The sequence below is a fragment of the Pseudoalteromonas sp. S4492 genome (assembly GCF_005886115.1).
Classification (GTDB): Bacteria; Pseudomonadota; Gammaproteobacteria; order Enterobacterales; family Alteromonadaceae; genus Pseudoalteromonas; species Pseudoalteromonas gelatinilytica.
Window position 1 is genome coordinate 79,125 of record NZ_PNCP01000019.1, and the last position, 15,209, is coordinate 94,333.

General features: G+C 41.7%; 17 protein-coding genes. 10 read left to right on the forward strand and 7 right to left on the reverse strand.

The genetic code is table 11. The features are described 5' to 3' along the window. The first annotated feature begins 8 nt into the window (after positions 1-8). The 8 genes from CWC28_RS05880 (at position 9) to CWC28_RS05915 (ending at position 5,525) form a co-directional block, all read left to right on the forward strand. On the forward strand, positions 9-491 hold the full coding sequence (locus CWC28_RS05880) for a hypothetical protein (protein ID WP_063702743.1): 483 nt from the start codon (positions 9-11) through the stop codon (positions 489-491). Positions 492-730: 239 nt separating this feature from the next. Then, positions 731-1,708, forward strand: a complete 978-nt coding sequence (gene dusA / locus CWC28_RS05885) for a tRNA dihydrouridine(20/20a) synthase DusA (protein WP_138624867.1) — start codon at positions 731-733, stop codon at positions 1,706-1,708. Between the two features lie 235 nt (positions 1,709-1,943). After that, on the forward strand, positions 1,944-2,618 hold the full coding sequence (locus tag CWC28_RS05890; protein ID WP_138624868.1) for a PspA/IM30 family protein: 675 nt from the start codon (positions 1,944-1,946) through the stop codon (positions 2,616-2,618). A 10-nt stretch (positions 2,619-2,628) separates the two neighbouring features. Then, on the forward strand, positions 2,629-2,835 hold the full coding sequence (locus CWC28_RS05895) for a PspC domain-containing protein (RefSeq protein ID WP_054554145.1): 207 nt from the start codon (positions 2,629-2,631) through the stop codon (positions 2,833-2,835). A gap of 9 nt (positions 2,836-2,844) precedes the next feature. Continuing rightward, positions 2,845-3,171 (forward strand): hypothetical protein, encoded by a 327-nt coding sequence (locus tag CWC28_RS05900; RefSeq protein WP_063702739.1) that lies wholly within the window; start codon positions 2,845-2,847, stop codon positions 3,169-3,171. Between the two features lie 80 nt (positions 3,172-3,251). Continuing rightward, positions 3,252-3,758 (forward strand): copper chaperone PCu(A)C, encoded by a 507-nt coding sequence (locus tag CWC28_RS05905; RefSeq protein ID WP_063702737.1) that lies wholly within the window; start codon positions 3,252-3,254, stop codon positions 3,756-3,758. A gap of 8 nt (positions 3,759-3,766) precedes the next feature. Further along, entirely contained in the window at positions 3,767-4,753 is a 987-nt protein-coding gene (locus tag CWC28_RS05910) for a DUF2333 family protein (RefSeq protein WP_063702735.1), read from the forward strand. A gap of 4 nt (positions 4,754-4,757) precedes the next feature. Continuing rightward, positions 4,758-5,525, forward strand: a complete 768-nt coding sequence (locus CWC28_RS05915; RefSeq protein ID WP_063702733.1) for a TIGR04219 family outer membrane beta-barrel protein — start codon at positions 4,758-4,760, stop codon at positions 5,523-5,525. A 33-nt stretch (positions 5,526-5,558) separates the two neighbouring features. On the opposite strand, the gene CWC28_RS05920 is transcribed toward CWC28_RS05915, so the two are convergent. Both CWC28_RS05920 and CWC28_RS05925 read right to left on the reverse strand, forming a co-directional pair. Continuing rightward, positions 5,559-6,446 (reverse strand): TIGR03899 family protein, encoded by an 888-nt coding sequence (locus CWC28_RS05920; protein ID WP_063702731.1) that lies wholly within the window; start codon positions 6,444-6,446, stop codon positions 5,559-5,561. Beyond that, positions 6,415-6,921, reverse strand: a complete 507-nt coding sequence (locus CWC28_RS05925) for an SRPBCC family protein (protein WP_082874024.1) — start codon at positions 6,919-6,921, stop codon at positions 6,415-6,417. Before CWC28_RS05925 ends, CWC28_RS05920 begins: the two co-directional genes overlap by 32 nt. 259 nt (positions 6,922-7,180) lie before the next feature. Between CWC28_RS05925 and CWC28_RS05930 the strand changes: the two genes are divergently transcribed. Both CWC28_RS05930 and CWC28_RS05935 read left to right on the forward strand, forming a co-directional pair. Then, complete coding sequence (locus tag CWC28_RS05930; protein ID WP_105174482.1) at positions 7,181-9,376, forward strand: bifunctional diguanylate cyclase/phosphodiesterase; 2,196 nt, start codon at positions 7,181-7,183, stop codon at positions 9,374-9,376. Between the two features lie 121 nt (positions 9,377-9,497). Then, the gene (locus CWC28_RS05935; protein WP_063702727.1) at positions 9,498-11,675 is read left to right on the forward strand and encodes a YgiQ family radical SAM protein; all 2,178 of its coding nucleotides are present in this window, start codon (positions 9,498-9,500) and stop codon (positions 11,673-11,675) included. Between the two features lie 78 nt (positions 11,676-11,753). On the opposite strand, the gene mgtE is transcribed toward CWC28_RS05935, so the two are convergent. From mgtE to hpf, 5 genes are all read right to left on the reverse strand, one after another. After that, complete coding sequence (gene mgtE / locus CWC28_RS05940; RefSeq protein ID WP_063702725.1) at positions 11,754-13,112, reverse strand: magnesium transporter; 1,359 nt, start codon at positions 13,110-13,112, stop codon at positions 11,754-11,756. A gap of 211 nt (positions 13,113-13,323) precedes the next feature. Beyond that, positions 13,324-13,596, reverse strand: coding sequence for an HPr family phosphocarrier protein (locus CWC28_RS05945; RefSeq protein ID WP_054561108.1), 273 nt, complete (start codon positions 13,594-13,596; stop codon positions 13,324-13,326). 13 nt (positions 13,597-13,609) lie between these two features. After that, positions 13,610-14,455, reverse strand: coding sequence for an RNase adapter RapZ (gene rapZ, locus CWC28_RS05950; RefSeq protein WP_054561107.1), 846 nt, complete (start codon positions 14,453-14,455; stop codon positions 13,610-13,612). Then, positions 14,456-14,908: a PTS IIA-like nitrogen regulatory protein PtsN gene (ptsN, locus tag CWC28_RS05955; RefSeq protein WP_063702723.1), complete on the reverse strand. Its 453-nt coding sequence runs from the start codon at positions 14,906-14,908 to the stop codon at positions 14,456-14,458. A gap of 3 nt (positions 14,909-14,911) precedes the next feature. Continuing rightward, positions 14,912-15,199 carry a ribosome hibernation promoting factor gene (hpf, locus tag CWC28_RS05960; protein WP_036971325.1) on the reverse strand — a complete coding sequence of 96 codons (288 nt, stop codon included), beginning with the start codon at positions 15,197-15,199 and terminating at the stop codon, positions 14,912-14,914. Positions 15,200-15,209 lie beyond the last annotated feature (10 nt).

Genomic DNA, 15,209 nt, shown 5'->3' on the forward strand with positions numbered 1-15,209 from the left:
AACAAAGAATGCTAATCAAAAATGTAGTTATATCAGTATTTCTGATTTTTAGTTTGGGCGCTTGTACGGAGCCACCACCGGAAGATACCGGTAAACTTCGCGTGATTGAAGTCACAGATCATGAGTTTAAAATTAACGGTGAGAGTGCCGTAACATTAATTATTGGTCGAGGCCATGTTGCTGAATACAGTTTTTCAATTCGTAAAAGCGATCTTAAAAAGGGCACGTTATTGCAATCAGTGTCTGACAGTAACCCTAATGTGAGAGCTGACGCGACATTCTTTAGTGAATATTATGTGCAATCCAAAGATCACGACACCCATGTATCGGTCGAAATTGTTGAAATTGACCCCGTAGAAGAAGTTGCCCGCATTGCAGTAGGTGCTAAATTAGTTAACTTAAAAGATAAAGATTTCAAAGAATTAGAAATAATTATTTTTGAACTCACAGGACAAAATCTAGAAAATTTATTGAATGAAGTGAAAATTTAGTATTTTCACTTTTAACGTATCAATCACAGAAGTGAGTTTGCAGTACACTTCTTCACCTCTTTTCATCATTTGATCTTCGATTAAGCCATGCCGTGAGCGTGCTTCGGTGGTATAATAAGCCCAATTTTTCATTCCGACACATAGCTAACTTTTGATGTGTCAGCGCTATTGATTAGCGTTAATCGTATTAGGTAATTTAAGTTGCAAGTAAACGCATTGATCTTTAAAGGGGCCATGTTATGAGCACGACGACATTAAACCGCCGTTTTTCAGTGGCACCCATGTTAGATTGGACTGATCGTCACTGTCGAACCTTTCATCGCAAAATGACTAAGCATGCTGTGCTGTACACTGAGATGGTGACAACCGGCGCTATTTTATTTGGTAAAGGCGATTACCTACACTTTAATGAGCATGAAGGCCCTGTGGCATTGCAACTTGGTGGCTCAGATCCTGAAGCGTTAGCTAAGTGTGCAAAATTAGCAGCAGAGCGCGGCTATCATGAAGTAAATTTAAATGTCGGCTGTCCGTCTGATCGCGTACAAAATGGCCGCTTTGGTGCTTGTTTAATGGCAGAACCTAAGCTGGTTGCTGACTGCGTTGCTGCAATGAAGGCCGAAGTGACTATTCCTGTTACAGTTAAAACGCGCATTGGTATTGATGAGCAAGACTCGTATGAGTTTTTATGTGCTTTAATTGAAGCGAGTCACGATGTTGGTTGTGATGACTTTATTATTCATGCGCGTAAAGCGTGGTTGAATGGTTTAAGCCCGAAAGAAAATCGTGAGATCCCACCACTTGATTACCCGCGCGTTTACCAGTTGAAAAAAGATTATCCGCAACTGCACCTAAGCTTAAATGGTGGCGTGAAAACAATTGCTGATAGCGTGGCTCACCTTGATTATGTTGATGGCATTATGATTGGTCGTGAGGCGTATAGTAATCCGTTTATTTTGTCTGAGGTCGACGAAAACATTTATTGTGATGACGCCTTTACGCTGAGTCGCCATCAGGTTGTGCGCTCTATGTATGACTATATTGAAGATGAAATGAGTAAAGGCGCTAACTTTTGGCATATTGCTCGCCATATGTTGGGGATTTTCCAAGGCCAACCTGGCGCGCGTGGTTTTAGACGCCATCTTTCAGAAAAAGGTCATGGTAAAACGGCTGACTTAGCTGTTATGGATAAAGCTTTAAGTTTTGTCCCAGAAGCCTAATCATTTACTCTATTAAAAAGCCACATTTTGTGGCTTTTTTTGATCCTAAAATTTGGTGAAAAAGTTAATTTTTTAGTCAAATTAGTTATTTCTCATTCAGCCATTAGTCAGTCAAAATTTTAATTCTATTCATTCAACTTATTGTATTTAATTAATAAATTTATTTTATTTGTTAGTTGGCACAAGAATTGGAATCTCCTAGATGTATTAACCCAATAATCAACAGGAGAGTCACATGGGTGTATTAAATCGCGTAAATGACATTATTCAGGCAAACCTTTCTGCAGCACTAGACAAAGCTGAAGATCCTGAAAAGTTACTTAATCTACTCGTGCAAGAAATGCAGGATGCACTGACTGAATGCCGTGCAACCGCTGCGACATTTTTAACGCAAGAAAAGCAAATGAAGCGCGAAATTGCAGCCAAACAAGCAAAAGTAGCTGACTGGCAAGCGAAAGCAGAAAAAGCACTCAGTAAAGATCGTGATGATCTTGCTAAAGCTGTACTGATTGAAAAGCAGCGCATAACGACAGAAATCGAAGCGCAACAAGCTGAAATGGATAAAGTGGCAGAGTCACTCGCAAAATTGACTGAAGATTGTCAGCGTTTACAAAATAAGCTTGCTGATGCAAAAGCTAAACAGCTGACTTATTTGCAAAAAGAGCGCGTTGTTACAGCACGTTTAAAAGTAAAAGAGCAGCTACATAGCAGCAAAGTTGCAGATGCATTAGCGCGTTTTGACTACTTAGAGCAGCGCGTTGAAAACATTGAATCACAAGTTGAAGCGTACGAGCTTACGCAAAGTGATGCAGCAAATTCAACAGCAGCACAAATTGCGGCTCTTGAGAAAAATGATGCAATCGATAAAGAGCTTGCTGATTTAAAAGCAACGATGAAGCAGTCGGCTTAGGAGGTAAATGATGAATACTTATCATACATCAACACGTTGGTACCGAGATCTAAGTAACAAAAAGATATCGGGTGTGTGTAGCGGATTGGCTGCGCGCTTGGGCTTCCCTGTATGGTCAACACGTTTAGTCATGATCATATTGCTTATTCAAATGCCACTGTTAATTGGCGTGGGTTATTTAGTGGCTCATTGCACTTTACCAGTGAAAGGTTACTAGGAGTCGATTATGAAAACGTTAGCTATCATCGTCTTGGCAATGCTTTTACTGTGTACTGATGCGGTTTCTTTTGTCTCGTTCGACTCATGGCAGTTACCTTTATCAATTGCTGATATGAGTTGGGCTGGACTTGAAGTCATCGGAGCAATAGTAGCTGTGATTGCTGTTGTGGCGGGTGTTGCGCTATTCACTATTGGGCTGCTTGGCGCAGGTGTTGTTGCTCTGATTGGTGTTGTGCTTGCGTTTTTATTCGGCTCAATAATGATTGCATGGCCACTATTACTAATCGCAGCATTGTGTTGGTTGATTGCTGATAACAAAAAATCGCCAGCTTAAGGTACTAATAAACTGCCTTAATACATAAAATATGCTAAATTTAGCGGGTAAGTTAATGTCTTAACAAGGATTAAAACATAATGAAACTGTGGCCCGCATTCTCTTTTCTTACCGCAAGTTTATTCTTTAGTACTTTTTCATCTGCCCATAGTGGTCATGACCATAGCGATGTTGCCGAAGTCACTGTAAGCAACGCGCAGGTACGTGAGTTTTTACCAGCCAGTAAAGCCAGCGTGGCTTATTTAACTATTACCAACCCGAGTGAGCAGGCAACAGTATTAACTAAAGCTGAGCTTGATGGTTTAGGACGCGTTGAAATTCATCAGCACACTCATGTAGATGGCATGATGAAAATGGAACAGGTTTTATCATTAAAGATTGATGGTCATAGCAGTGTTGAGTTTAAACCCGGTGGTTATCACTTGATGGTGTTTGAACCTGAAGATCAACTAAAAGCAGGGCAAGAACGAAAACTCACGCTATATTTTAATGATGGCAATCGAGTTTTTACTCAAGCCAAGGTTGTGTCTTTGCAAGAGATGTCTGAACAGGCATCACAAAAAAGTAAAGAGCACTCACATCACTAGGAGGTATCATGTCTGAGCATAAAGGAAAAATAGCCAGTGCATTACTTATTATACTAATTGTTTTTTACGCGATTGCTGTTTACTGGAGTAGTGAACCAGCTCGTATGGATGTTGTTGGCAAGGCAAAACAAGAAGCGCAAATGCGCGGCGAAAAATTTGTCACCGGCTACACAACAACAACGACGTTAATCAATGTAGCAAGTACATTATTAAATAAACCTGGCGGCTATTTATCTAACGATATGATGCCACCAAGTGTGATGATGGATAACATGCCGGCATGGGAATATGGCGCGCTTGAGATGACCCGTGATTTGGTGTTGTCGATGCGTAAAGATTTCAGCCGTTCACAGTCTCAATCAACTGAGCACGAAGCACTTAAAAAAGCCCAGCCGCAATTTAATATTAGCTCGGTAGCATGGGCGTGGCCAAGCGCTGAAACTGAGTATCAAAAGGGTATTGATTTACTTATCGTATACCGTACTCAAATTGCTGATCAGAACGATCGTGATAGCCAATTTTATGCCCGCGCAGATAACTTACGTGGCTGGTTAAAAGAAGCAGAAAAACGCCTTGGTAGTTTAAGCCAGCGTTTAAGCGCAAGTGTTGGTCAAGATCGTTTAAACACTGATTTAGCAGGTGATACTGCGGCTCATCAAGCAACTTATGCACCTTTGCAAAACCAAGTGAAAACATCTTGGTGGCAAATTGACGATGTGTTTTATGAATCGCGTGGTGCAACGTGGGCATTACTGCACTTTCTACAAGCGGTTGAATATGATTTTGCCGATGTCTTAGAAAAGAAAAACGCCCGTGTTAGTCTGCAACAAATTATTCGTGAATTAGAGGCCACGCAAGAAACGGTGTGGAGCCCAATGATCTTAAATGGCAGTGGTTTTGGCTTTGTAGCTAACCACTCATTGGTCATGGCGAATTATATTTCTCGAGCCAATGCGGCTCTAATTGAACTTAGCGAACTTTTAGCGCAAGGATAAAATGATGAAAAAGTACTGTTTAGCAGCTGCCCTTTCAATGGCCTGTTTAGCTCCAACAGCGCAAGCTGATACATTATTAGGCTTATACCTAGGTGTTGATGGCTGGCAATCAGATAACAGCGGTAGTTTTGCTCAAGACGGAAATCTACAAAGCTTTAAATTTGATGATGAAACGTTTACGAGCTACTACGCAGCACTTGAGCACCCAGTGCCGTTAGTACCAAACCTTAAACTAAAATACACTGAGCTTGAGTTAAATGGTGACACTACACTTGATGAAACGTTTAGCTTTGGCGGTTCAGATTATGTGGTAGGTACACAAGTAGGCACAGTAAGTGATTTATCACACATCGACTACATCCTATATTACGAAATCTTTGATAATGATTTGGTTTCTATTGATTTAGGTGTGAATGCTAAACAATTTGATGGTGAAATTGTTGTAACTGGTACATCGCAAGACGGTGGCCAAAATACCACTGAGCGCGTTGATTTTTCTGGTTTTGTACCGTTAGTGTATGGCCGTGCTGAAGTTGGCTTACCATTTACTGGTTTAAGCGTATTCTTTGAAGGTAGTTTACTGGCTATCGATGATAGCAAAATTCAAGATTACCAAGCAGGTATCGCATACGCTTTACTTGATAACTTAGCAATTGATATGGACATTAAAGCGGGCTACCGCTCAATGACCTTAGAGCTTGATGATATTGATGACATCTACACAGATTTAGATGCGTCAGGCCCATTTGCGGGTATTCAAATCCACTTCTAATCGAGTCTTTCGATTTATATTTAGCTGGCAGCTTTATTTTAGAGTTTGCCAGCTAACTTCAAATTCATCTTCTAATGATGTTGAAAGTATCTGTTTATAAGCTTTATTTATGGGCGATGCGATTAGCTTTCTTAACTCGTCACCCGTTTGAGTAAATTTATAATAACTGAGTACTAAGTCATTGCTTTTTGCTTTTAAAACCAAGCGTTGATTCATAAAGCTCAGTACCAGCTCTTGGCCTGCTTTTAAAACTGCTGATTCGATTTCTTTTCGATACAGCAAGTTAATATCCATCAGGGTAAGAATGTCAGGAAAGCTCACTGGGGTTTTCCCTAGGTTAAATGACACCTTGTTACCTTTTCTAAGCAAATCAAATAGCGATGGTTTCTTGTAAAAGCCGAGTAAAATTAGGTGGCTGTTATCTTTTTCATTAAAGCCACACAGTGATGTACAACGCTGAAGGGCATCTGCTTCGCGCTGAGTCATGTGCTTAAGTGTTTGCAAGCTTTTAATTGAAAAGGTACCCGGTGACACGGTTTCACCTGCGAGTATTTTTGCCCATAGCTTTTGCATAGAAGAGTTTGCTGTGTCTTCGCACAAACTAATAAAACGCTCTATCCAATCAAAATCCGGTTGTTGTTGTCCTGTAACATCCGGGCAAAAAGCCATGGCCATCGCCATAATGGTTTCGATATTTTCTTGGCGTTTTATAAATTGAATTTCTTGACGAGTGTGCGCACGCTCTAAAAGAGTCGCTTGCGCTTTAATTTGATAGGCAAGCTGCTGCTGACCTTGTGGTGAATAGCTGTCATCGCCAGCATGGTTAATCCTGATCGATGAGGCTTTATGAATAGGGTAGCCGAGTTGGTTTTCTATGATATTGGCAAGATTAACTCTCGCTTGAGCCGCTTTCACTGTCATCGCTCACAATGGCCTTGTTTGTTGTTGCTAACTGCGCATGGGTTTTAATGTTATTGAGTGCCAACGTCACCGTGTTATTGAGAATATATTGGCTTAATAAAGCAAGGTAGCCACCAATGATAGGGGTGTTTACCTCTCCTTGTAACGAACACTCGATAGTTACCTCATTACCCGCACCTGTAAAGCGGATTGTGCCCTGAGCAATGTGTTCTTGGTTAAATAGAATATTAAACGAAAGCTGAGTGTTGTCGAGTTGCGTGATGGTCATCTCGCCTTCGCCAAAACGACTTTGCCAAAATTGATGCGCACCCACACCTTGGCTAGGCTCTGCAATGGTAAATTTAATACTTGGATCAACTGCTTGCCAAGGTTGCCATTTTGGCCATTGGCTAAAGTCACCAACAAGGCTCGCAATTTCTGCACGACTAGCATTCACTTTAATTGATTTGTGAACGGTATACTGTGGTGAAAGCATCAGCCCTATCACAAGCGCAATTAGCGTACTGAAAAAAATCGCTTTTAGGGTAAAAATGAGTATTTTAATAATCACACCTCAGGCAATTGTTTTATAACTTTCATAACATTATACGTAACATAGACTATAATCTGTTTGATACTATATAAGCTATCACTAATGTATCATAGTCAAATAAGTGATAGAATTTTGAGCGTCGCTGTAAAATGGAGTGGAACCATCGTTACAGTATTACGGGGATCACTCTAAGGAATTATTAATGGCATCAGAGAGTAACGACTTTTTGTTTAGTGACCAAGATGACGAACAGTTAGTGGATGAAACTGTCTCTGATTTTTGGGACGTATTAATTGTCGATGATGATCCAGAAATACATTCAGTGACTAAGCTTGCTCTTTCAGGTGTTGAATTCTGGGATAAAGGGCTGCGATTCCACCATGCCTACTCTGGCGCAGAAGCGCTCGAATTACTTAAAAATGACCACTCGATTTCGGTAATTCTACTTGATGTGGTTATGGAGTCTGATGATGCTGGCTTGCAAGTTGTTAAGCAGGTTAGAGAGTGCCTCAATAATCACAATGTGCGCATCATTTTACGTACCGGACAACCCGGTTATGCACCTGAAGAAAAAGTGATCCGTGAATACGATATCAACGACTACAAAACAAAAACAGAACTAACACGTAGTAAGCTTATTACCGCACTGGTTACTGCTATTCGCTCTTATGAGCAAGTCTGTCAGCTCGAATTTCAAAGCCGTGCTTTAAATAATATTTTGTATGCATCAAAAGCCATCCTCGGCTTTACCGATATTAAAGCTTTTTCGATGGCGGTTATTAAACAGCTCTCAATTATTTTAGATTGCGAACCGCAGGGGTTACTGTGTGGCTCAATCGAAGATGACAACCAAGTTTATGTATTAGGCGGCTGCGCTGAATACAATGAGTTTATAGGCCAAGGGATTGAGCAACTTGATGATGGTCGTATCATCATGCAAGTGAATAATTGCCTAGCCCAAGGCGATCATCAGCATACTGATGTAGACAGTACCTATTTATTAAAAAGCAAAAATCGCCAAGCAGCGATTTACATAGAAACAGAGCACACGCCAAGTCCTACGCAACTACAATTTGCAGAAATCTTTTTAACTAATGTGAGTGTTGGTCTTGATAATGTTAGGTTGTTCAACCGTTTGCGTGATGCTGCATATAAAGATATTTTAACTGGTTTATCAAATCGTAATGACTTTATGAACAAAGTAGAGCGTTACTATCAGCCGGGTAAAAGCGACTTTGTATTTTTACTAATTGATGTTGCGCAATTCTCAGATATTAACAATGGCTTAGGCCAAGAAATTGGTAACTTATTACTTAATGCCATTGTTGATAGGCTGCAACAAGAGTACCCAAATGCAGAGCTGCTTTCGCGCATTGGTGCCGACGTATTCGGGTTGTTGTTACCTGTACACGAATGTGACGTTGAGTTACTACGTGAGCATTTAAGTTTGCCGTTCAATGCTGGTGAACACATTTTACCAATCAACTTTAAAATTGGTTTATGTTACCAAGGTGATTTCCAACAAGCCGGGATCGAGACCTTAAAACTCGGTTACATTGCGTTAAACCAAGCTAAAAAACAATCTTCTGAAATGGTGGTGACATATACCCCAGATATGGAAGAGCAGATGGCATGGCGTTTGGGGATCATCAGGCAGCTTCGCCAAGATTTTGAGCAACGTAAATTAGAAGTGTGGTTTCAACCGCAACTTGATTTAAATACCCTCGAAATCATAGGCTGTGAAGCGCTGCTGCGTTGGCCCTCAGGAAATGGTCAGTATATATCGCCGGCGATTTTCGTTCCTATGGCCGAAGATGCTGGTTTAATTGTTGAAATTGGTCAATGGGTGCTAGAGCAAGCATGTATGCAGCAAAAACGCCTAGAAGCGATGGGTTTTGCAATTAGCATTGCAGTAAACGTGTCTGTGCCACAATTTAAAGTTAAAGGCTATGCTCAGCAAGTGAAAGACACGCTTATTAAATACGATGTAGAACCGCAGTATATTGAACTTGAAGTAACCGAAAGCGTGGTTATGGATGAGCTCACGAATGTGATCACAACTTTAAAAGAACTTAAAGAGTTTGGTATCGAGATTGCGATTGATGACTTTGGTACCGGCTTCTCATCATTAAGTTACTTGCAAAAACTGCCATTAGACAGACTCAAAATTGATCGTGCCTTCATTAAAGACTTACCGGGTCAAGATTGTCAGGCGATTGCCGCATTAATTATTTCTCTTGGTGCAAGGTTAGGTTTAAAAACCATTGCTGAAGGAGTCGAAACCCAAGCGCAAGCAGATTATTTAGCTCAGCTTGGCTGTGATGAAGTGCAAGGCTTTATGTACGCTAAGCCTATGCCAGAAAAAGAGTTAATTACCTACCTGCAAGCTAAGCAGTAGCTAGTTACAGTAAGTGCATATGAATTAAACCGCGCCCTTCCATGTGAAGGGCGTTTTGTTTTCTATAATAATCCATAAGACTGGGGTATAATTCGCCCCTTTTGTTAGCAGAGTACACTTTATGAGCGCATTAAAAGCCGAGCGAGGCCTGTTTTCTTACCCTAAGTATTGGGCTGAATGCTATGGCACGGCGCCATTTTTACCAACCACTCGTGCAGAAATGGACGCGTTAGGTTGGGATAGCTGTGACGTGATCATTGTTAGTGGTGATGCGTATGTTGACCACCCAAGTTTCGGTATGGCTGTGATTGGTCGTATGCTTGAATCACAGGGGTTTCGTGTGGGTATTATTGCGCAGCCTGATTGGAACTCAAAAGATGCCTTTATGGCGTTAGGTAAGCCTAACTTATTCTTTGGTGTTACAGCGGGTAATATGGACTCGATGATCAACCGTTATACTGCTGAAAAGCGTATGCGTCATGATGATGCTTACACACCGGGTAATATAGGTGGTAAACGTCCAGACCGTGCGGTGGTTGTATATAGCCAACGCTGTCGTGAAGCTTATAAAGATGTGCCGCTGATTATTGGTGGAATTGAGGCGAGTTTACGCCGTATTGCTCATTATGATTATTGGCAAGAAAAAGTACGCCGAAGTGTGTTGTTTGATGCCAAAGCTGACATTTTAATTTACGGAAACGCTGAGCGCCCACTTGTTGAAGTCGCTCATCGTATTGCTGCGGGTGAGTCGGTTGAGACAATCCAAGATATTCGTGGTACCGCGGTTATTCGTAAGGAGCCATTACCGGGTTGGCGTGGAAGTGACTCAACTGCAATTGATAAAATCGGCAAAATTGATCCAATTCCAAACCCATATGGCGCAGATGATGTGGGTTGTAGTAAGTCTGAATTTAAACAAGCGGGAATCGATTTAAGTGCTGAGGCGGCTAAGCCAATCACTATTCAGCCTGCGCGCCCAAAGCCTTGGGAAAAGACCTACGTTAAGCTACCAGCGTATGAGCAAGTAAGCGTGAATAAACCGCTTTATGCTCATGCCTCGCGTATTTTGCACCAAGAAACAAACCCAGGTTGTGCACGTGCGTTATTTCAACGTCATGGCGACCGTTCTATTTGGGTTAACCCGCCAGCATTTCCACTTGAAACCGAAGAAATGGATGGCGTATTTGGTTTGCCTTATCAGCGCATTCCGCACCCAAGTTACGGTGATGAAAAAATCCCAGCCTATGAAATGATTAAAACCTCGGTGAACATCATGCGTGGTTGCTTTGGTGGTTGTTCTTTCTGTTCGATTACAGAACACGAAGGACGCATTATTCAAAGCCGTTCTGAGCAATCAATTATTGATGAAATTGAGCAAATTCGTGACAAGGTGCCGGGATTTACAGGTGTTATCTCTGACTTAGGCGGACCGACAGCGAATATGTATAAGTTACGCTGTAAGAGCAAAAAGGCAGAGAGCACGTGTCGTCGTTTATCATGTGTTTATCCTGATATCTGTAAGCATATGGACACGGATCACACTCCAACCATTGAGCTTTATAAAAAAGCCCGTGATGTAAAAGGTGTGAAGAAAATTTTGATCGCGTCTGGCGTACGCTATGACTTAGCCGTTGAAGATCCACGCTACGTTAAAGAGTTGGTTACCCATCACGTAGGCGGGTACTTAAAAATTGCCCCTGAGCATACTGAAGATGGACCATTATCTAAGATGATGAAGCCGGGCATGGGTGCTTACGATAAGTTTAAAGAGCTATTTGATAAATACTCAAAAGAAGCGGGTAAAAAGCAGTATTTGATCCCGTATTTTATTTCTGCTCACCCAGGAACAAAAGACGAAGACATGGTGAACATGGCGCTGTGGCTAAAGGCTCATGACTTTAAACTTGATCAAGTACAAAACTTTTATCCATCGCCGATGGCTAATGCAACAACGATTTATCACACAGAGATGAACTCGTTGCGCAATATTAAAAACAATACTGAACAAGTTCCAGTACCAAAAGGTGCGCGTCAGCGTCGCTTACACAAAGCGATTTTACGCTACCACGATCCAGCTGGCTGGCCGATGATCCGCGAAGCGCTGAAAAAGATGGGCAAAGCAAACCTCATTGGTAAAGGGCCAAACTGCTTGGTACCTGAAGAAGGCCGTAATGAAAAAGCGGCGCAGGGTAAAGGTGGAAAAGGCCGTGCGGCACTGACGCGTCACACCGGGTTTAGCCAATTTAAAAAGGCCAACACGAAACCTAGAGTGGGTAAAAATAAGCAGCGTGCAAAGTAAATAGAAACAAATACGGCCCTTTAAGGGCCGTTTTTATTTATACCAATTCGCTTAATTAAGTAGTATTGCGAATTGGTATTAGATCAATAACCAAGTTGCGGTGCCTAAAAAGGCAAAGATACCAACAATATCAGTGACGGTTGTCAGCACTACACTCCCGGCAAGGGCTGGGTCTATTTTCATTTTTTTGAGGATTAGCGGAATACTCGCACCTGCAATACCGGCTGCGACAAGGTTCATAAACATTGCAAACGCTAAGACCGCACCGAGCTTAAAGTCCCATTGCCATAGAGCAACCACGCCAGCAATTAAGACTGACCAAATAACACCATTAAGCGCACCAATTGCTAACTCTTTAAGTAGTAAGAAGCGTTGGTTAGTTTGGTTGATATGACCTACGGCTATACCACGAATAACCAGTGTCAGGGTTTGGCTGCCCGCAACACCTCCCATTGAAGGGACGATACCGTTTAGCACCGCCAAAATAGGTAAAATTGCTAAGGTGTTTTCAAAAAAGCTTGCCACAATGGCTGCTAGCAATGCGGTTAATAAGTTAACCCCAAGCCAAATAGAGCGACGCTGCGAACTCTTTAGTACTGGCGCAAAGGTATCTTCTTCATCGTCTAGACCCGCGAGGCTTAGCATACTGTGCTCTGCATCTTCACGGATTACGTCAACGATATCATCGATGGTAATACGACCAAGCAAGTGGGCGTTATCATCAACAACAGGGGCTGAAATCCAGTTGTGTCGTTCGAACAGTTGCGCGACATCACTTTCATCCATCGAAATTGGAATTGACTCACAATCTTCATCCATTAAGTCTCTGACAACTTTATCGGATGAATTAGTGAGTAGGGTGGTTAACGAGAGCGCCCCTAAAAAGCAATTATGCTTATCTACCACGTACAGATCATCAGTGCCCTCTGGTAATTCGCCCCTTAAGCGTAAATAGCGTAATACTACATCGAGGGTAACATCTGGACGAATGGTTACCGTATCGCTGTTCATCAAGGCACCGGCTGAGCGCTCTTGATAAGAAAGTGCTTGCGTTGCTCTCTCTCTATCTTGCGAGTCCATGGCACTGACAACGTCTTGATATACGGTATCAGGAAGACTACGTAGGACTTCACCTAAGTCATCGTCGTCCATGTCTTCTGTGGCTGCAGCGATGTGCTCAGGCTCCATCTGGGCAATAATGCCAAGACGTACATCTTCAGACAGTTCTTCTAGAACATCACCGCGGACATCTGGGTCAACCAGTTGCCAAAGCATACGACGAATTTTATGAGGAGAAGATTCAAGTAAAAGGGCTGTATCACAAGGCGCCGTTTTAGCTAACATACCGCGCACTTGAACAAATTGACCACTATTGAGTGACTTGGTCACTTGTTTGAGTTGTTGTAGTGGGTAATCTTGTTCAAAGGCTTCTGGCATTGGCGTCCTTACAACTGAAAAAAGTTTAAATAGGCTAAGCAAATACAGCATAGTTGCTTTGTGGTGTATTTGCAGAGATATCGTCGCACTGCGATAAATTTATTAAGAGTTTTGTAATTTAGAGAAGCGAGCGATATAAAAGTAGGATATTTAAAGGGAATTTTAAATATCCGAATTAAGTTTACCGTAAACCCCGAAGGCTTAGCAAATGCTATTCTTGCTCGTGAAAGCGTTGCGCAATTAATTCGCCAATTGCCGTTAATGCGGCATCAGCATCCGGGCCTTCGCATACAACGCGAACTTCTTTACCTTGGCTGCTTTCAAGTAGCATTAACGCTAACACGCTGTCGCCTTCGGCTTCTTTATCGTCTTGATAAAGGGTAATTTTGGCATCAAATTGCAGCGCTAATTGCGCCAAAACAGTGGCAGCACGAGCATGTAAACCAAGTTTATTTTGAATTAAAAAAGTATCTTCAGCGTGCATTCTAGGTGCCTAATTAAATGTCTTGTTCACGGTGACGAATTTTTACATTGGCATGGCTTTTCGCAAAGCTTTCACCAATTGTTTGCGCTAAATAAACAGAGCGGTGTTGGCCACCGGTACAACCAATTGCAATAGTTAGGTAACTGCGGTTATTGCGCTCTAAATGTGGCAACCATGTTTGCACAAAGGTCTGTATTTGCCATGTGAACTTTTGCACTATGCTGTGGCTCGCAAGATAATCTTTTACTGGTTGATCAAGGCCTGTTAGCGGCTTTAAATCTGGCTCCCAGTGTGGATTAGGTAAAAAGCGTGCATCAAATACGTAGTCAGCTTCTTTTGGTATACCGTGCTTAAAGCCAAACGACATAAAAGTAATAATCAGCTTTTTATCTTTTTTACCTAAGATCTTTTCGCGAATTGATTCAGCTAACTGATGAACACTCAAATCGGTGGTGTCAATCATAAAATCAGCGCGGGTGATCAGCACATCGAGCAATATTTTTTCTTGTTTAATAGCAAGATCGAGTGGCAAAGAATCAATCGATAATGGATGTAAGCGGCGTGTTTCTGAAAAGCGCTTTATCAGGGTTTGATCATCACTATCTAAGTAAAATAGCGTTGGGTTTGCAAACCCTGGTAGGTATTCAAGAATATCATTAAATTCTTGCTGCTCTTTCGGTAAGTTACGTACGTCGATACTGACTGCTATTTTATCGTAATTATCAGATACGCTACGTACGAGTGAAGGCAGCAAATTCACTGGAATATTATCAACGCAATAATAGCCTAAGTCTTCAAGTACTCGTAAAGCGACCGATTTACCTGAGCCTGAGCGACCGCTGATAATGATTAATTCCATTTATGCCTCTGCTGATATGACCTGAAACAGTTGCTGATCGGTTGTAGCACTGCGTAACTGTTTACAAAATTCTTTATCTTTAAGTCTATCAGCAATTGTTGATAAGGTCTTTAGGTGAAGCTGACAGTCACCATCTGGTACGATGAGTGCCACAAATATATCAACCGGGCGGTTATCAATAGCATCAAAATTGATGGGTGATTCACTCACTATGATAAACGCATGGGGTTCATCGGCACCGCTCATTCGACCATGGGGAATAGCAATACCGCGACCGATGCCGGTGCTGCCTAGTTTTTCTCGGTTGAGCAAAGCATCTAGGATATCTTGTTGCGATAAATGAGGAAGCTGCTGGTGGGCCAGTTCGCTGATATATTCAAGAATTCTTTTTTTGCTATTAAAAAGGACCGCAGCTTTGCTGCAGTCCTGGTTAGTAAGTGAACTTAGTTTCATAATTTAATGTCGAGCTAATTTCTCTTTGTGTTTAATGACTTGGCGATCAAGCTTATCGATCAGTGAGTCAATGGCTGCGTACATATCTTGATGTTCTGTAGAAGCGAACAATTCGCCTCCGTTTACATGTAAAGTTGCTTCTGCTTTTTGGCTTAATTTTTCTACATCTAGAATGACATGAACATTATTTATATGGTCAAAATGCCTTTCTAGTTTCGCAAACTTGGTGTTTACATAGTCTCTTAATGAATCAGTGATTTCTACATGACGACCAGTTAAATTTAGTTGCATAAGCATTTTT